The organism is Aeromonas sp. 1805 (assembly GCF_013085525.1).
GTDB lineage: Bacteria > Pseudomonadota > Gammaproteobacteria > Enterobacterales > Aeromonadaceae > Aeromonas > Aeromonas hydrophila.
Genome location: NZ_CP038515.1, coordinates 4,127,037 through 4,144,279 on the forward strand (window position 1 = coordinate 4,127,037; position 17,243 = coordinate 4,144,279).

At 56.9% G+C, this 17,243-nt stretch carries 14 protein-coding genes, 1 other RNA gene and 1 pseudogene; 6 read left to right on the forward strand and 10 right to left on the reverse strand.

Annotated elements, in window-relative coordinates; translation table 11 throughout:
- Window positions 1-43: 43 nt before the first annotated feature.
- Entirely contained in the window at window positions 44-1,333 is a 1,290-nt protein-coding gene (locus E5E96_RS19280) for an HD-GYP domain-containing protein (protein WP_171282871.1), read from the reverse strand.
- Window positions 1,334-1,635: 302 nt separating this feature from the next.
- Here E5E96_RS19280 and E5E96_RS19285 point away from each other — a divergent pair, with 302 nt between their 5' ends.
- Both E5E96_RS19285 and E5E96_RS19290 read left to right on the forward strand, forming a co-directional pair.
- Window positions 1,636-2,121, forward strand: coding sequence for a molybdopterin-dependent oxidoreductase (locus E5E96_RS19285; RefSeq protein WP_024945295.1), 486 nt, complete (start codon window positions 1,636-1,638; stop codon window positions 2,119-2,121).
- Window positions 2,122-2,123: 2 nt separating this feature from the next.
- Window positions 2,124-4,046: a bifunctional diguanylate cyclase/phosphodiesterase gene (locus E5E96_RS19290; RefSeq protein ID WP_171282872.1), complete on the forward strand. Its 1,923-nt coding sequence runs from the start codon at window positions 2,124-2,126 to the stop codon at window positions 4,044-4,046.
- 110 nt (window positions 4,047-4,156) lie between these two features.
- Here the strand turns inward: E5E96_RS19290 and E5E96_RS19295 are convergent, their stop codons facing one another.
- Window positions 4,157-5,590, reverse strand: coding sequence for a glycoside hydrolase family 1 protein (locus tag E5E96_RS19295; protein ID WP_171282873.1), 1,434 nt, complete (start codon window positions 5,588-5,590; stop codon window positions 4,157-4,159).
- 157 nt (window positions 5,591-5,747) lie between these two features.
- On the opposite strand from E5E96_RS19295, the gene E5E96_RS19300 reads away from it, so the two are divergent.
- Together E5E96_RS19300 and E5E96_RS19305 are read left to right on the forward strand one after the other, a co-directional pair.
- A complete protein-coding gene (locus E5E96_RS19300) occupies window positions 5,748-6,650 on the forward strand; it encodes a LysR family transcriptional regulator (RefSeq protein ID WP_171282874.1) in 903 nt (300 codons plus the stop codon).
- A 306-nt stretch (window positions 6,651-6,956) separates the two neighbouring features.
- Window positions 6,957-8,471: a sensor domain-containing diguanylate cyclase gene (locus E5E96_RS19305; RefSeq protein WP_253264666.1), complete on the forward strand. Its 1,515-nt coding sequence runs from the start codon at window positions 6,957-6,959 to the stop codon at window positions 8,469-8,471.
- Between the two features lie 14 nt (window positions 8,472-8,485).
- Here E5E96_RS19305 and E5E96_RS22630 read toward each other — a convergent pair.
- A pseudogene (locus E5E96_RS22630) lies at window positions 8,486-8,653 on the reverse strand (aldo/keto reductase); the annotation flags it as partial.
- A 766-nt stretch (window positions 8,654-9,419) separates the two neighbouring features.
- Window positions 9,420-9,513, reverse strand: an RNA gene (ffs, locus tag E5E96_RS19310) — signal recognition particle sRNA small type.
- A 268-nt stretch (window positions 9,514-9,781) separates the two neighbouring features.
- Between ffs and E5E96_RS19315 the strand changes: the two genes are divergently transcribed.
- Window positions 9,782-9,964 (forward strand): hypothetical protein, encoded by a 183-nt coding sequence (locus E5E96_RS19315; RefSeq protein WP_021230269.1) that lies wholly within the window; start codon window positions 9,782-9,784, stop codon window positions 9,962-9,964.
- A 278-nt stretch (window positions 9,965-10,242) separates the two neighbouring features.
- Here the strand turns inward: E5E96_RS19315 and E5E96_RS19320 are convergent, their stop codons facing one another.
- The 5 genes from E5E96_RS19320 to radC form a co-directional block, all read right to left on the reverse strand.
- On the reverse strand, window positions 10,243-11,049 hold the full coding sequence (locus E5E96_RS19320) for a hypothetical protein (RefSeq protein WP_171282875.1): 807 nt from the start codon (window positions 11,047-11,049) through the stop codon (window positions 10,243-10,245).
- Between the two features lie 26 nt (window positions 11,050-11,075).
- Window positions 11,076-11,627 (reverse strand): recombinase family protein, encoded by a 552-nt coding sequence (locus E5E96_RS19325; protein ID WP_042650354.1) that lies wholly within the window; start codon window positions 11,625-11,627, stop codon window positions 11,076-11,078.
- A gap of 578 nt (window positions 11,628-12,205) precedes the next feature.
- Complete coding sequence (locus E5E96_RS19330) at window positions 12,206-12,346, reverse strand: hypothetical protein (RefSeq protein ID WP_164470740.1); 141 nt, start codon at window positions 12,344-12,346, stop codon at window positions 12,206-12,208.
- A 5-nt stretch (window positions 12,347-12,351) separates the two neighbouring features.
- Window positions 12,352-12,720 carry a DUF2787 family protein gene (locus E5E96_RS19335; RefSeq protein ID WP_171282876.1) on the reverse strand — a complete coding sequence of 123 codons (369 nt, stop codon included), beginning with the start codon at window positions 12,718-12,720 and terminating at the stop codon, window positions 12,352-12,354.
- Entirely contained in the window at window positions 12,717-13,184 is a 468-nt protein-coding gene (gene radC / locus E5E96_RS19340) for a DNA repair protein RadC (protein ID WP_171282877.1), read from the reverse strand. Before radC ends, E5E96_RS19335 begins: the two co-directional genes overlap by 4 nt.
- 271 nt (window positions 13,185-13,455) lie before the next feature.
- Here radC and E5E96_RS19345 point away from each other — a divergent pair, with 271 nt between their 5' ends.
- On the forward strand, window positions 13,456-13,791 hold the full coding sequence (locus tag E5E96_RS19345) for a hypothetical protein (RefSeq protein WP_171282878.1): 336 nt from the start codon (window positions 13,456-13,458) through the stop codon (window positions 13,789-13,791).
- A gap of 262 nt (window positions 13,792-14,053) precedes the next feature.
- On the opposite strand, the gene E5E96_RS19350 is transcribed toward E5E96_RS19345, so the two are convergent.
- A complete protein-coding gene (locus E5E96_RS19350; protein WP_216368096.1) occupies window positions 14,054-17,239 on the reverse strand; it encodes a type I restriction endonuclease subunit R in 3,186 nt (1,061 codons plus the stop codon).
- Between the last annotated feature and the right edge of the window lie 4 nt (window positions 17,240-17,243).

The following is a 17,243-nucleotide window of genomic DNA, read 5'->3' on the forward strand; positions in this document are numbered from 1 at the left end:
CTGTCCCCGCAGAGGATACGGCGCTACCAACAGGGGCAGCCCGTCAGTGGCTTGAGCTGACGTCAGGCACCTGCCCGCAGGCGGCACACAGCGCCTGCGGCAGATGGGCGGCCAGGGTCGCAACCACTTCCACATCGACCCGGCGCTGGCTGGCCAGTTGCTGCAAAAAGCCGAGTGCCTGCCCGGCGCTCAACCCCTCCCGGTAAGGTCTGTTCTGCACCATGGCCTGGAAGATGTCGGCCACCCGCAGGATCCTCGCCTCCAGCGGCATCGCCTCGGCGGTCAGGTGGAAAGGGTAACCGCAGCCATTGGGCTCTTCATGGTGATAGGAGGCCCACAGGGCGATGGCCTCGAAGCCGTCGATGTGGCGCAGGATCTGGTAGGTCTCGAAACTGTGGGTATTGATGATGGCCCGCTCCCGCTCATCGAGTGACCCCGCCTTGTCGAGGATTTCGTCAGGCACCCGCAGCTTGCCGAGATCGTGCAGCAACCCGGCAATCTCCAGCTGCTCGCAGTGCCCCTCTTCAATGCCCATCAGCTCGGCCAGCAGCCGGGCCAGTCTGGCCACGCCAAGGGAGTGGGCCACGGTGAAGGGACTCTTGGCATCGACGATGGCCGAGAAGATCCGCGCCAGCTGCTTGAGCTCGCCGTTGCTGGTGAGACAGGGTTCCCGCTCGCTCAACATGTCGTGCATGTAGTCGCTGATGGCACGCCCCTCCAGTTGCAGCCAGAACGCCTCCGAGCGGGATGCCAAGAGGAAGGCCGCCACCAGCTCGGGATCGAAAAACTCGCCGGCGCACGCCTCGATTCGTTGCCTGATCTCGTGGGTGTGCATCAACAGGGAGCCGTCACCGTAGTGAGGTGCCGCCAGGGCATCCACCCGGTCCACCAGAAAAATAAGATTGGCTTGGCGCATCACGCCCGCCGCCAGGCCAGGGGGTTGTACCAACCGGTGCCAGTGGGTGTGGTGATAACGGATGGGTTCCGCCAGCGGCGCCAGCGGCGGAAAGTCCTTGAGCAGGTCATGACCGACCTCGCAGTGGAACTGGGAGGACTCCCAGTCAAACTCGCTGACCAGATGGCAGTGGATGAAGGTGGAGGAGACGCCGATATCGTGCAGCACCCCCAGTTCGAACAGGCAGGCTCGCTCGCTGGCATTTGCTCCCAGCGCCTTGCCGCACTCGGCGGCCATGATGCCGACCCGCTTGCCGTGCGCCACATCACCGATGCCGACCAGATCCAGCGACGCCGACAAGGCGTATACCACCTGGCGCAAATCAACCTGCTGGGAAACGTGCTCACCGCTGCGGGTGTATGGGGTGTTGCTGTTCATGATGCGTGTCCACATCTGCCAACGTGAAACATCCCGTGTCTGGGGCCGGGTAAACACATTGAATTTAAATCAGAATATGAACTCTGGTGGTAGCCTCACCCAGATACCCCTCATCTAATTGATAAAAAGATGAGTTGGATCAATTTGGCAAGGCACGTGCCGGTTGTGTAATGGATGTGAAGAAAATGAGGCCTTGTGGTTACCTGAAACCATCATCAATAGTCATTCGGAAATGGTCTATGGTTAGAGCGAAACGGCCTCAACAGGCTGGATATCAATAAGTTGCCCATAAGGAACCAACCATGAAAGCGCTAACCTTACCCCTGTTTTACCTCTTGTCTTTACTCTTCTGCGGTCAGGCCTACAGTGCCGATGAGGTCATCCTCAGCGTCGCCGCCAAGGGTTGCTGCAACAACGCCGGCAAGATGGAGTACAGCCGCGCCCAGCTGCAGGCGCTGCCGCAAGCCAGCGTCACCACTACCACTCCCTGGACCAAGGGCTCCCATGTCTATCGCGGCGTCTTGCTCAAGACGGTGCTCGATACCCTCGGCGTCACTGCCGACAAGATAAAAGTGATGGCCCAGAACGACTACTTTGCGGTGATCCCGCGGCAAGATGTCGAGAAATACCCCGTGCTGCTGGCCATCGAGGAAGATGGCAAGGCACTGACCCTGCGCAACAAGGGCCCAGTCTGGGTCATCTACCCCCTGTCGGACCACCCCGAGCTCAATATAGAGCAATATCACAGCCTGATGGTGTGGCAAGTTCTCAAGCTTGAAGGGATGTAACGATGATCAAGGGCAAGTTCCTCTCCCTTGCCTTTATCATGGTCTCCTTTCTGGGGGTGACCATCTGGTCACTCTTCAATTACGATCGCACCTTCAATGACATGGTCAAATACAACCAGCTCTCCGCTTGGTCTCTGGCCCAGCTGGAACTGGAGCTGCACGGTTTTGACGAGCAGCTGTCGCTGTATCGCAGCGGCCAGACCGATGCCGGGCAGTTGAACAAGGCCTATGACATCGCCTGGAACCGGCTGGACATCTTCTTGACCGGACAAGAGACCGCGCTTATTCGTTCCCGCTACCAGGCCAGCGAGAGAGTCAGCGCCTTCTTTGAGGTGCTCAAGGAGTATGAGCAGGACGTGGTCAACCCCACCCCCGATTCAGCCCGGCTGGCCGAGATGGAAGGCAGAATGAACAAGCTGCTGCCTTCCATCCGGGATCTGATGGTGATGAACTTCACCGGCCCCTCCGCCATCAAGCAGCGTCAGGAGCTGCAGCAGTCCAAGGAAGGGCACGTACTGGTACTGGTCGCTCTGCTGGCCATCGGCCTGCTCATCCTGTTCGTGGTCTCCCGGGAGATGAAGCTGCAATACTTCCTGGCCTGGAACGACCCGCTGACCCTGCTGCCCAACCGGGCCGCCTTCATGACCCGACTGGAGCGGCTGGCTAAGGGCAAACAGCCTGCCGACTGTACCCTGACCATCTGCCTGGTCGAGTTGAACAACTTCAAGGAGGTCAACGACAGCCTGGGCTATGCCGCCGGGGATGAACTGCTCACCATGGTGGCCAACCAGATCAGAGAGTATGCCCATGACCAGGCCTTCATCGCCCGCATGGGCGGCGATGAATTTGCCCTCTTCATCTATGGCGCCATGCCCATCGAGCACCGTGTTCCCTATCTTGTCCGGCTGCTGGATGAATTGAGGCCCACCGTCTTTCAGGCTGATCCGGCGCATCGGGTGCGCGTCAGCATGGGAATAAGCCAGCACCCCATCACGGCCCACAAGATCGAGGAGCTGATCCTGTTCGCCGACATTGCCCTCGCCAATGCCAAAAAGCTCAAGGAGAACCACCTGCAAGTGTTCAACCACCGGATGTTCGAGCACTACAGCCGCAACCGGAAACTAGCCGCCGAACTGCGTGAACATCTGAATATCATCTCCAACAGCACCCTCTATCTGCACTATCAGCCGGTGATAAAACCCGGCAATGCCTACAACATGGGGGCCGAGGTGCTGATCCGCTGGCACCACCCCGAATACGGCTTCATCAACCCGCTGGACATCATCGCCATGGCGGAGGAGAACGGCCTCGGCGAGCTGCTCGGCAAATGGATCTTCAGCCGGGTCAACCACGACATGTCGCAGCTGCCGGCCAGCTTCGTGGACAAGCTGGAGCTGGCCATCAACCTCTCCAACTCCATGTTCACCCCGGCCCTGTTCCACCAGGTCAACGAGATGCTGCAACAGAGCCCGCTGCGCGCCGAACAGCTCATTCTGGAGTTGACCGAGACCATAGCCCTCGACGATCTGCCGCTCAGCCAGCGCATCTTCAAGGAGCTCAAACACATCCACGTGCGCATCGCACTGGATGATTTCGGCACCGGCTGGTCCTCCTTCTCCTATCTGATGTCTCTGAGCTTTGACAAGCTCAAGATTGACAAGTCCTTCGTCAGCAACATCGAGACCGACCCGCGGCAATTCATGTTCGTCGAGTCCATCACCAAGCTATCCCATCAGCTGGGGCTGGTAGTGGTGGCCGAGGGGGTGGAGAGCCTGCATGAACTGCAGCAGCTGGCCCATATCGGGGTGGACGAGATCCAGGGCTACTACTACTCCAAGCCGCTCTCCCCTGCCGAATTCTTCATCTATGCCATGACCCATCTGGCCCACAACACGGAAGAGAGCGTGGACGTCAGCTATCACTGACCCCACATCCCATTGCGGCCCCCCTCTTTCGTCTCACCGTATCCTTCCCACCAAAAACAACAGGCCCCGCCGGTGGGCGGAGCCTGTCAAAGTACTTCTGCTCGATTTGCTTAGAGCGTTTTGCCGCCCGAGCTTATTACCGTCTGGTACCAGTAGAAGCTGTCCTTCTTGAGCCGGCGCAGGGAGCCGCCCTGCTCGTCACGCTCCACAAAGACGAAGCCGTAGCGCTTCTGGTAGCCGTTGAGCCAGCTCAGAATGTCGGTGAACGACCAGGCGCAATAGCCGAGCAGTTCCACCCCGTCCTGCAGCGCCTCCTGGCACGCCTTGACGTGGCTGCGCAGATAGTCGATGCGGTAGTCGTCGTGTACCCGATCTCCCGCTGCCAGCTTGTCGAACTCGCCGAGGCCGTTCTCGGTGATCATCAGCGGCAGACCGTAGCGGGAAGAGAGCCGGCGCAGGGCGATGCGCATCCCGGTCGGGTCGATGGCCCAGTCCCAGTTGCTGGTCTCAAGGTGCGGGTTGGGGGTCGTCTTGTAGAGGCCGGGAATGCCGCTCGAAGGGGTGGTGCCCTTCTGCCCCGTGGTGTTGATACGCTGCAGGGTCTGGCCACCGAGCGGATTGTCGGTGAAAGTCAGGGTGTAGTAGTAGTTGACGCCGATGTAGTCGGGTGTGCCTTCGCGCAGCAGCTCCAAATCGCCCGGCAGGATGTCGGGCGCCTCGCCGTTTTCCCGCAGGTAGGCAAGCGCCGCCTGCGGATAGCGGCCGAAGCAGTAGGCGTCGAGCCACCAGAGGTTGGTGAACTCCTCGGCGTTTTCAAACGCCAGCATGTCTTTGGGATCGCACGACGCCGGATAGGCGGGCGAGTAAGCAAAGCTTGGGCCGATGAGGCCACCCGGAACGTGCTGGCGGAACGTCTTGATGACCCGGGCATTGGCCAGAAACGCGATGTGGTTGGCAGCAAAGAAGCGCTTGCGGTCCTGCACTGCGGGCGGGTGAGTGCCGAGCTGATAGGCGTTGGTCAGGTTGTAGTTCTGCTCGTTGAGCGACACCCAGTACTTCACCTTGCCGGCAAAGCGCTGATACAGGGTCACGCAGTAGCGCTCGAAATCCTCGATGATGCGTCGGTCTTCCCAGCCGCCGTATTCATCCTGCAGCGCCTGGGGCAGATCCCAGTGATAGAGGGTGAGCACCGGCTCTATCTGATGCGCCAGCAGGGTGTCGATGAGTTTCTCATAGAAGGCCAGCCCCGCCTCGTTCACCTCACCGCGACCGGTCGGGTAGATGCGTGGCCAGCTCACCGAGAAGCGGTAGGCCTTGAGCCCCATTTCCGCCATCAGCGCCACGTCCTCCTCCATGCGGTGATAGTGATCCACCGCCACGTCGCCGTTGCTGCCCTCAAAGGTCTTGCCCGGCAGCTTGGTGAACAGATCCCACACCGAGGGGCCCTTGCCATCGGCGTTCCAGGCCCCTTCCACCTGGTAGGCGGCGGAGGCGGCGCCCCACAGAAAATCGGCGGGGAAGTCGTTGAATTTGTGGTGATGCATCTGGGGTTGCTCCTTCTGCGGCGGTGGCACCTGCCACCTTTATCGCGCCGACTGGCGGCGCCCAATGGAATTGGCATAAGCATCGAACAGTTATAAAATTCCGTCCAATGACAAATCAAACCATTCAACATTCCAAAAAGGAATCATGGGAGCCGGGATGGAGTTACGGGATCTGAAAGCCTTCGTCACCCTGGGAGAAGTGCTGCACTTCGGTCAGGCAGCGGTGCGCCAGCACGTCACCCAGTCGGCCCTGAGCAAACAAATACGGCGGCTGGAAGAGGCGCTGGGCGGCGAACTGTTCGAGCGCAATGCCAGCAGTACCCGCCTCACCGTACTGGGGCGGGCCCTTTACCAGGATGCCAGCGCCTTGGTGGCGGCCAGCGAGCAACTCGGTCGCACCGCCCGTGACGTGCTGGCGGGCAACAGCGGCACCCTGCGCATCGGCTTCGGAGTTGCCACCAAGATCCTGGTGCCCGCCGCCATCGCCCGTTTTCGCACCGAACGCCCACAGGTCACCATAGAGCTCAACGATCTCTCTACTCACCACCAACTGCTGGCCCTGAGCGAGGGCAAGCTGGATCTGGGTTTTTGCCGCCTGCCTGCCCCCAAGGGGTGGCACTGTCTGCCGGTGGTGCGGGCGCACTTTGTCGCCGTGCTGCCGGCCAGCTACGCCGGTGTGGGGGAACTGGCGGATCTGGTGGACAAGCCGCTGGCTATCTTGCGCCGGGACAAGGCCCCCTCGTTTTATGATCACCTGATGAACTATCTGGCCCAGAGCGGGCTGCGCTTTCGCGATATCCAGTACGTCAACGACTTCGCCGCCGGCGTTGCCACCGCCGCCGCCGACATCGCCTGGACCCTGGTGCCCTCCTCCACCACCATAGAGCACCCGGATGTGCTGACCCTGCCGCTGCGTGATACCGAGGCGAGCTGGATCATCGGCCTCATCCGCCCGCCCCACAGCAAGGGCCCGCTCATCGACGCCTTCTGGCAGATTGTCGCCGACCTGAGTGAGCCGGCTCCCGCGCTGCAAGCAGGGCCTTTTTCAGAGCAGCCATGAGCCTGCTCGGCGCTTCTCTCTTCCCGCCTGGCAGGCTGCCGCTTGGTGATAGCGCTGACATTCCTTTGCCGATCAAGCCATTATGGTGAACCAGGAGGCTGGATAGTGATAGCTTTTCGGCAGTTGGCTCCATTAGAATCAATCACTTTACGACCACTCACCCTCATCGCGGACGCCACACTGCCATGCTGCTTCACCGGTTATTGAAAATTGATCTGCGTCGTCTGATCCTGGCGCTGGCCGTCGTCGGCGTCGGCGACCCTGAGCAACAGTTTTTATGCCACCTACGAGGCGCAGCGGGAGCTGTTGATCTCCAATACCCTGGATGCCAACCGCGTCTACGCCGCCAAGCTGGCCGACATGACCAATACCATGATCCAGTCCAGCCAGAGCCAGCTGGCCTACAGCGCCACCCTGCTCGCCCCAGCCATGGCCGATGACGACGTCCTGCTGGGCGAAGTCCGACGCTTGCAACAACAGACCGCGACCTTCAACTCGGTGGCCGTGGTCAATGCCGACGCCGTGGTGGTGAGCGTCTACCCGGATACCCTCAAGATCAAGGGCGCCAAGCTCACCTCCGCCGGTTCCAGAGCCGCCATCAAGACCCGGCGGCCGGTGATCACGGATCCGTTTATCTCGCTATCCGGCAACTATCTCATCAGCCTCTCCAGCCCCATCTTCGACAAGGAGAAGAACTATCTCGGCTATGTGGCAGGCACCATCTATCTCCAGTCACCCAATTTGCTCTCCGGCATGCTGGGCCAGCACTACTACCAGGATGGATCCTCCCTCTATGTGGTCGATCGCAACAGAACCCGCATCTATCATCCGGACTCTGCCAGGGTCGGTGAAAAAATCCGTGACAACGGGGTGGTCGACCGGGTGTTGAACGGCGAAGAGGGGGCGCTCGCGCTGACCGACGAGACGGGCACCGAGATGCTGGCCGGCTTTGCCCCCATCCGGCAGACCCACTGGGGAGTGGTGGCGCAGCGCCCCCGTGCCGCCACCCTGACCGGGCTGGATCAGCAGATGATGCGGGTGCTGCTCAAGATCATTCCCATCAACCTGCTGATCCTGCTGTTCATCTGGATTTCCGCCATCTTCATCTCCAGGCCGCTGTGGCAACTGGCCCACAAGGCCAAGCTGATGGATCAGCAAGAATCGCTCAAGAACCTCGCCAGGATCTGGGCCTGGTACTTCGAGGCGGCGCAGCTCAAGCAGGCCATGCTCAAGGGGCTGGGGCTGCTCAATACCCGGATCACCCAGTTGCACAATGACAGCCATACCGACGCCATGACCGGCCTGTTCAACCGCCGGGGCATGCAGCAGGTGCTCGACAGCTATCAGACACTGGATCAACCCCTCGCCGTAATTGCGCTGGATATCGACCATTTCAAGCAGATCAACGACGGTTTCGGCCATGATGTCGGGGATCAGGTGCTGGCCACCCTCGCCACCCTGATGCAGCAAGGTGCCAGGCAGGCCGATGCCGTGTGCCGCAGCGGCGGTGAAGAATTTCTGATCTTGCTGCCCGGGCTGTCGCTCCCTCTCGCCTTCGAGATCGCCGAGCGGCTGCGCCAGCGGGTCGCCGCGCACCCCATGCCCGGCGCCGGCCACATCACCATCTCGCTCGGGGTCGCCCATTGGCCCGGCAGCGATGACGATCTCAACGTCGTCCTGAAGCAGGCCGACCAGGCACTTTATGAAGCCAAGCGACGGGGACGCAATCGCACCGTACAGACCGGTCGTGACCAGCAACGTGCCCCCGACGGCGCCCTGCCACCGCCCGAGGATGCCCCCGAGCGCGTGCAGCACGGCTAGGCAACGTCAGCTGGCAGCCAACACAGCACTACCTGCCCCACATTTTTTCCGTGACTAGCCCCGATGGCTGTCAGCGGTGGATGCCGGAACAATCCGTTTCTGTCCTTTGCGAAAGGGCCCCACGCCTGCGGCTGTATGTATCGACGCTGCCTCCATGGCACGGTATGCAGCTGCTGATCGAAAGCGCGATTATGTGCTCGATATGGATGAATTGGCACAGGCCCATCGGGCCGGCACGGGGTCACTGCAACTGACATAACGCCACCTCACCCGATGAGAACCAGCGCATCCAAAACGTCGTTCCCAAGGACAGCGCCATGTTCAACGACGACAGCATGTTGCAGGCGATCAGGGGGTGGGGCTGGTCAAATACCAGGATCTGCGGGTACGCCAGCACCTGAAGATGGGTCGCTGGGTGCTCGTTTCTTCCCCAAGGCTTTATCTCTGTCTGCCATCGCGGGCACGCACGCCGGCCAAGATGCGGGCGTTGATGGATTGCTTGATAGAGAAGCGAGCACTCTTGACCTGATAACCCTGCGCATGCCGTTGCCAGCACGTCAGCCAGCAAGTAGTTGATGCGCCTCCTCAGACAAGCGCTCGGGGTTACTGATTACCGAATGAGTGCTTTCCGGGCTTGGGCGTTGGCGCACGGCAAGCACTTCTCTTTCGAAAAAGGGTCGTAGAGTAGTGAGGATAAAGGGGATGAAATGGCAATAGAGGCCACGGAAAGTGACTGAAGGGAAAATGCTCGCGTAAGGTGCCTGCCCTGAAGATCAAGGGGAAGTTTGCACCAGACTCCAGGGCACCTTGCGGTAGTACCAGATACCTTGAGGACTGAGCCAGAGATTCATAGAGAAGACTCCTGATCCATCCACACAAAGTGGATTACCAAGCGGTCTGAAGATGGGTACTAGCTGTAACTTATTGAATTTCAGAAACAAGTGGTGGCCCTACCAGCCACATCCCGGCACTCGAGTCCCCCGCCTTGGCTGCTACCTTCCGGTCCTGACCAGGTCGACGGGTTATCAATGCGAGCCCAAATAAATCAGGCACTTGGGGATGCAACTGATTGCCATCACAGTGTTCTGAAACCTCAACAAGCGAGAATCCGCCGGAAGTACGGTCATCCACATCAAGTGGACATGCTTAAATTGGTAACAAACAGGCCAATCCTACCCGCCTCCCCCGTACCCTGCAAGCACCTCATTACAGACCCCATCCCCTCCCTCGACAGCTCAACAATCAACCCAATATTGAGCAAAATGAAATCTAATGGTAATTTTGGGGCTCACTTAAACCCGAGGTGACATATGGCTACGAACACAGGCAAAGGCTATCGACAAGGTTCCGTCAACGACCGTACCCAAGTTCAGAACCCAGTTAACGGGAACTGGACGAAACGCGATACGGATAGCGGCAAGTTTATCGAGCAGAAACAAGGTGGGGAGCCCTTCAAAGGGGTAGCCAAAGAAACCGACAACCGCCGTAAGTGAGTTCATCGATGACCGACCAGTGCTCTTGTGGCCAGCCCCTCAATCATTCTGTTGTGTTCCATCAAAATGGGCAGAAACTCAAAAGCTGCCCGAACTGTTCAGAACAGGCTGGCGTTCATGTGTTCTATCGAGCAGGAGAGTTCGGATTCAGGCGGATGGCTGGTGTAACCAGGATACAATCATGGTGCCGTGGTTGCCGAGCCAAGCACCGCTACCGACTTGATGCCTTGCATACCTGCTAAAGAAAAGGAGCTCTGATGTGAGCTCCTTCAAGTCTACTAGGCCAGAATCGCCACTGCCGGAAACAGCAGTAGCAAATGGAACAATAACAAGATCTGGGTAGGATATCCCTGCACCTTCTCTATCTCCTCTTTCGTCTCCTCTGCAAGGTTATCGCTGTTGCGGTAACTTGGGATCAAGAAGAGCAGAGCCAAGCCAACGTAGACCATCACTTGGCCTGCCAATATCCATGAATCGTAACCCATTGAGGACAGCTGCTCTGCCGTCTTGGCTTTAACATCAAAGCCCCGCCCATAGACCTCTGCATTAATTTTCGAATGTTCGGCAAATAATGTGAACCATGCTGACCGCTCAATACTTATGAACCACCCAAGGATCACCCCTGCTGCTGTCATCGCTACGGTCGCCACACCAATCATGCGGCTAAGTGGGTCTGTGAGTGCGGCTGCCTGGAGGCGTTTCTCGTAGCCAATAAAGACCAGAATGGCCCAGTGTAATGTCCCAACTACAACTGTGCTCATGATGAGCCATAGCCCTGCTTTGTAGTTAATGCTTAACTCCATTCGAGGCAGCAGAAACTGCCAGGCGAGCACGAGAAGTGCCGTCAGCCACAATCCCCACAGATGAGCCCTCAGCATGCCCGAGAGATAGGCGTTATAACTGCAGATCCCGCCCCGCAGATAAGGGTTGTTGTTGACCTCGCTTGAATTGGACGGAATTTCTAGTCGCACAGATTGCTTTAGCCAATTGCGATAACGAGCCCATTTGCCCGCGACCTGTGCCGATGCAGTTTCCCGCTGCTCGAAGAACCGGACGGACTCTTGTTTTTTCTTCTCTTGTTCCATGTTGTTTTCCTTGTTGTCAAAACTATTCATTCACCGGAGAGGCCACGCAAGATCCGCTGCACGCTGGAGAGACTGATCCCCGTCCGACGTGCGATTTCGGCCTTGGCGAGTCCTCTTGCCGCCAGTGCTTGCACCTCGTCTCCCTTGGCCATGGCTGTCGGTTTGCGGCCCTTGTAGACCCCACGCCTCCTAGCCAGCTCAATCCCTTCTGCCTGACGCTCCAGCATCAGCTCCCGCTCAAACGTGGCGATGGCTCCGATCATGGTTAACATCAGTTTTCCGGTAGGTGTCGAGGTATCGATACCCAGATTCAAAATCCTCAGAGCAACCCGCTTAGCGTGCAGGTACTCCGAGATCTCCAATAGGTGGCGAGTGTTGCGAGCCAAGCGATCCAGCTTGGTCACCATCACCACGTCTCCCTCACGAACAAAATCCAGCATCAACGAGAGCTGCGGGCGATCATCCTTGGCCCCGCTCACCTTCTCCTGAAATATCTTGCTGCACTCGGCCAGTGCCTGAAGCTGGGCATCCAGGCTCTGCCCCACAGTGCTGACACGTGCATATCCCACCAGTGCCATGGTCTCCTCCTGGTCAATAGGGCAAGGTACACTGACGCGACCGGTCAGAAGGTCGAAAGGAACCCATATGACTGGCAAAAAGTGGCACTTTCGCTCGCGTCACACGGGCTTGGTCTATTGACCTGTGCCAGTGATACAAATGAAAACGGGCCGCTCCGTGATGGAGGGCCCGCAGGGGTTTTTAGGTGCCCATCAAGGGCCAGAGATATCTGTTTACTACATATGTTAGAGCTACTCGCCGAGGAGTCTAATGACAAAGGGACTCATTTTTATCTGAATGGTACATATGTACCATGCAGGTAGCGTCACCCCATCCTAACGAATCAACGGACTCGTTATGACCTGAATGGTACATATGTACCATGCAGGTAGTCTCGCACCATCATGACGAATTAACAGACTCGTTATGATCTGAATGGTACATATGTAGGTTGCAGGTTCGACTTAATGATGTGTTGTGCTACCAGGCATCCGCAATACCTTAGCCAATTCAGCCTTCTTGACCTTACGTTGCTGGTGAATAAACAGAGTGCCACTGGTCAATACTGCCAGGGCCAAGGAACTCAGGATCATCTTCTTCATTGGTATTCATCTCCATTCATGTTGTAGAAGTGTGGTGGCATATAGCGAGCCATCATCGCGTTGACGATGACCGATGCAAATGCCGTCAATGCCGCTTTCAAGGCATCGAGCAGCAGGGCTTTCGTGAAGTCGTTCATAACAGTCACTCTTGGGAAATATCCAAGTGGTAAACCTCCATCCGGTAATAGGTGAGAAAGTTCCTCTCCCAGAGCCGGTAGAGGTCCATGGTTGTGGCCAACGGCCGTTCTCCACACCAGGGGTCGTAGAACACCCCGGCGGCGAAGTCGAAATCCAGCGACTTAGTCAGCTCATCGGTGACATAGCAGAACTCCGTCACATAGAGGAGCCCCCAACTCCCAGCCCGTTTCTCCAGACGAATTTCGACCGGACGGTAACCACCAGTGTCGGCGGAATAATCGGGACTTCGGAAGTTGAGGGTCAGGGCAGTGGCATCGGGGTAGCTGCCGATGATCATGTCGAACAGAGCCTGTAGCTGTTTGGATGGGGTCATAGCAGCCCCCTATCGGCAAACGAGACGATGTCGTGCTGTCCCACCACAAAGTGGTCGAGCACTCGCACGTCAACCATCTCGAGCAACTCCTTGAGACGAGCTGTGACAGCCTTGTCGGCATCCGAGGGATCGACCATACCAGAGGGATGGTTATGGGCCAGAATGACCGCTGCGGCGTTTTTGTTGAGAGCCGCCTTGACCACCTCACGGGGGTGAACGGTGCCAGCATTGATAGTGCCGAAGAACAGCTCTTGGTAATCGAGTAGCTGATGCTGATTGTCGAGCAGCATGACGGCGAACACTTCCCGCTCGTATTCACCCATCTTGAGCCGAAGGAAGTCTGCGGCCGCTTTGGGCTGAGTGAAGGCATGGCCCAGATGCCGCTGTCGGCTCTCCAGAATGGCCAAAGCTTGATTGATGATGTGATCGCCCTGTCCGGGGTGATCATCATAGTGGTGTGTCATAACAGTAACCTCGCGTCGTTTGGGTTCACGAGTTACTTATGCCAAGAACACTCCACATTATTGATAAATTAAATACTGGACATTCAGGTATAAGCCCAGTGATGACTCACCCAGCACCCTATTGTCAATATACCTCAAGCAATGTTATTAATTACTTGGGTTGATAATTCCAGGTAAACAGGGATCTGTTTAATCCACATGGTGTTTGGCAACACATTCGACTTACGGCAATCGATATAAGCCAAACGAAACCAACCATGAGGAAACACCTATGCGTTATCAACACGAAGCACACAGCAGCTATTTGTTAATGAGTCGCACACTGGCGCAAAGTTTGCCCGGCCAACACAAGCTGAATATTCTTTTTTCAGATTGTGACCATGCTGGCACACAAGCATTGTGGATTGTGCCTTGTGATGAAAATCCGATTCAGGGCCGTCTATTCGGTGAATTAAACGTAACACCGCAGCAGATTGCCAAAATCCATGAAATTATGGACTTTTATGGCGTTGATAGCGGTGTTGCCCAGAATACGATGGCTACCGATATGGCTCCATTACCGGTATTGAGATGCGTTGCAGATACTATCTATCATTGCGTCAGATAACGCCAAATTACTTGAGCTGCTTGCTATAACCCCAAGGGGTCCTTCGGGACCCCTTGTTCATTCAACAGTTAAGATTACCCAACCGATTGCAACACCAAGCGAGGTAATTAATCTGCCGATTTCTATGCATTAATACGATCTTCTCTATGCTACCGATGATAAGAAAAGTTCATAGATATGCCTCAAAATCGGCAGTTGACCATAATCACCTCTTCCCTCTCCTGTTATTAGGCTGGGGAACAATGGTGCCAATTAACCCCACTTAATTCTGATGGCTCAATCCCCCCTGCAAGCCTTTGAGCAAGATATCCAGGAGTAGGCTCTGGATACGGTTGGCCGCCTCGGGTCGAGAGAGGTAGTCCAGCGACATGCCATTCTGGATATCCATCCGCTCGATCACGGCCGCATCAACCGCCTTGGGATAGTCACCCAGCATGATGGCGTCACGGGGATTATTTCGCACCTGATCCATCAAGGGTTGGTTTTCCGCAATCTTGCTGGCCATCCCCTGTAGCCAATCCAGCTTGTCACCATCAGTCACCTCTGTACCAAACAGATCGTTCAACTGCTCCAGGATGTGAGAGAGGAAGTCTTTCTTCTCCTCTTTTGCTTTAGCACTGCCAAGCGCCGAAATGCCCTGCAAGCCATTGCCGCTTGCATCAGCTTTGAGCTTGAGATCCTGAGTTCGCTTGGCCTTGAGGTTGTAATGGCTCAGCAACACTTGGGAGAGGTCAATCTCATCCTCCTCCAGTACCTCCTGACGCAACATCGGCAGCAGGTGGCGGGCGAACACGCAGAGCCGTTCCAATGATTCATCATCAAAGGCGGTGATCTGGGAGACAAACTCATAGAACCGCACATAGCTGTTGAGATCTTTCTTGAAGAGATCCAGCTCACCCCGGGCTTCGGTCGCTTCTTTGACCCGCCGTTCGGCATTTACCTTGTCAGTCGCAGAACCGCCTTCACGCTCGATTCGTTTGAGCATCTGGCGGCACTCCCGCACAGCCTCACTGGCCAGCTTGTAACGCTTGGTGAACCGCTCGACAGCCGGTTTGATATAACCGGGCAAGGCTTCTGCCCCGCGCTTGGGATCGAAATAGGCATCACTAAACGCTTCCACCTCGCTCCAGGTAAAAATGCCCGTCGCTTTCAGCTTGTGGAACAGGTCATAGACCAGATTGGGATCGGAGACGGTATCGAGGGTGGCTGTCTCAAAATATTTTTGGAACTCTTCCAGCACATCCTGCGGATCATTCACGAAATCGAGCACAAAGGTGCTCTCCTTGCCGGGATAGGTGCGGTTGAGGCGAGAAAGGGTCTGGATGCAATCCACTCCTGTCAGCTTCTTGTCCACATACATGGCACACAGCTTGGGCTGATCGAAACCGGTCTGAAACTTGTTGGCCACCAGCATCACCTGATAGTCCTGGGTATCGAATGCCTTACGCATGTCCCGCCCATTAAGCTCGGGGTTCATGTTCCGCTCGTTAAAGCTCTGCCCTTCCTCTTCGATGTCGCCAGAGAACGCCACCATGGCACGAATAGCACCATAGCCTTGCTCTGTTACATACTTGTCGAACGCCAGCTTGTAGCGAACCGCCTCCAGCCGACTCGACGTCACGACCATCGCCTTGGCCTGCCCTCCCAGGAGATTGGCCACGTTGGTGCGGAAATGCTCAACGATGATCGCCACTTTCTGGCCGATATTGTGCGGGTGTAGCCTCACCCACTTGGATAGCCTGATGCGAGCCTTCTTGGCATCCACTTCCTTATCCGCCTCTTCTGCCTTCATTGCGAGTTTGTAGGCAAGCGAATAGTTGGTGTAGTTCTTCAGCACGTCGAGGATAAAACCCTCCTCGATAGCCTGACGCATGGAGTAAACATGAAATGGCTTGGGTTTGTTATCCGGGCCAAGCGGCATCGCCGGGTTTGCTGGGCGGCCAAACAGCTCCAGCGTTTTACCCTTCGGGGTTGCCGTAAAGGCGAAATAGCTGATGTTCTGGCTGCCGCCACGAGCGGCCAGCGTCATGTTCATCACATCTTCGCCACTGAGCTCCTCTTCCCCATCCAGCTGCTCGGCCATTAATACCTCACGCAACTGGCGAGCCGTGCTGCCGGTCTGGCTTGAATGCGCCTCATCGGCAACTACCGCAAAGCGAGAGCCTTTCAGCGTGGTCGACTCCTGAATGGCCTTGAGTACGTGAGGGAAGGTTTGAATGGTGACGATGATGATGGGCGTGCCACTGGCCAGTGCCTCGGTCAGTTGTGCCGACTTGGAGCCATCTCCCTCTTCCCGGTTGATGCGGCTCACCACCCCATCAGCATGGTCAAACTGGGCGATAGTCTCTTGCAACTGGCTGTCGAGCACCGTTCTATCGGTAATCACGATCACCGAATTGAACAGTTTCTCCCCTTTATCCAGGTAGAGCGAGGCCAGCTGATGGGTCAGCCAGGCAATGGAGTTTGACTTGCCAGACCCCGCCGAATGCTGGATCAGGTACTTCTGACCAGCCCCCTCCTGTCCCACCGTGGCCAACAAATTCTGAACCACTTTCCACTGGTGATAGCGAGGGAAGATCATCGTCTCTTTCTTCTTCTGCCGCCCCAGCTCATCCTCTTCCACCTTGACCTCAAGGTGCAGATAGCGGCTCAGTATCCGCAAGAAGTTATCCGGTTGCAGGATCTCTTGCCACAGATAACCGGTAGCAATGCCCTCCTCACCATTCACTGGCAAGGGCTGATCATTGCCCGCCCCACCCTCACGGGTGCCCTGATTGAATGGCAGAAAAAAGGTCGAGTCACCCGCCAACTTGGTGGTCATCGCCACCTCGAACTGGTTTACCGCAAAATGCACCAATGCCCCACGGCGAAAGCTCAGCAGTGGTTCATCGCGGCCATTGGTCTTGGGTAAGCGATCTTCCCGATACTGCTTCTTGGCATTCTCCAGCGACTGCTTGAAGCAAGATTTGAGCTCCAGTGTTGCCACCGGGATGCCGTTCAAAAAGAGGGTCAGATCGATGCGGCCATCATAGCCATGGGGGCTATAGACTAACTCGGGTACAACCCGCAGCCGGTTGGCCTGATAACGAGCCAGCAGTTCGGGATTCAAGTCATGATCAGGCTTGAAGCTGGCCACCTTGAGTCGATGGCCGCGATCTTCAATCTGATTACGCAGCAGCCACAGGGTTCCCCCTTCACTGCGTTTCAGCTGGCGTACAGCTCCATCCAGAAGATGGCGTTCCGGCTGCTCGTCATAGAATTTGCTGAACTTCTGCCACCCATCAGGTTGGCTCTCTTGCACAAAGGCGATCAAGTCTTCCGGGTAGAGAGCTCGCTCTTTGTCGTAGTGAGACGACTCACCCACCAGCCAGCCCGAAGCAGCCAGCTGCTCGATAATATGATCTTGAAACGCCTTTTCCCGTGCTTTGTTATCCATTGTTATCGCCATCCTC

Coding starts and splice junctions, on each gene's coding strand:
- E5E96_RS19280 (WP_171282871.1), bottom strand. CDS start 1,333: ATGAACAGCAACACCCCATACACCCGCAGCGGTGAGCACGTTTCCCAG.
- E5E96_RS19285 (WP_024945295.1), top strand. CDS start 1,636: ATGAAAGCGCTAACCTTACCCCTGTTTTACCTCTTGTCTTTACTCTTC.
- E5E96_RS19290 (WP_171282872.1), top strand. CDS start 2,124: ATGATCAAGGGCAAGTTCCTCTCCCTTGCCTTTATCATGGTCTCCTTT.
- E5E96_RS19295 (WP_171282873.1), bottom strand. CDS start 5,590: ATGCATCACCACAAATTCAACGACTTCCCCGCCGATTTTCTGTGGGGC.
- E5E96_RS19300 (WP_171282874.1), top strand. CDS start 5,748: ATGGAGTTACGGGATCTGAAAGCCTTCGTCACCCTGGGAGAAGTGCTG.
- E5E96_RS19315 (WP_021230269.1), top strand. CDS start 9,782: ATGGCTACGAACACAGGCAAAGGCTATCGACAAGGTTCCGTCAACGAC.
- E5E96_RS19320 (WP_171282875.1), bottom strand. CDS start 11,049: ATGGAACAAGAGAAGAAAAAACAAGAGTCCGTCCGGTTCTTCGAGCAG.
- E5E96_RS19325 (WP_042650354.1), bottom strand. CDS start 11,627: ATGGCACTGGTGGGATATGCACGTGTCAGCACTGTGGGGCAGAGCCTG.
- E5E96_RS19330 (WP_164470740.1), bottom strand. CDS start 12,346: ATGAACGACTTCACGAAAGCCCTGCTGCTCGATGCCTTGAAAGCGGCA.
- E5E96_RS19335 (WP_171282876.1), bottom strand. CDS start 12,720: ATGACCCCATCCAAACAGCTACAGGCTCTGTTCGACATGATCATCGGC.
- radC (WP_171282877.1), bottom strand. CDS start 13,184: ATGACACACCACTATGATGATCACCCCGGACAGGGCGATCACATCATC.
- E5E96_RS19345 (WP_171282878.1), top strand. CDS start 13,456: ATGCGTTATCAACACGAAGCACACAGCAGCTATTTGTTAATGAGTCGC.
- E5E96_RS19350 (WP_216368096.1), bottom strand. CDS start 17,239: ATGGCGATAACAATGGATAACAAAGCACGGGAAAAGGCGTTTCAAGAT.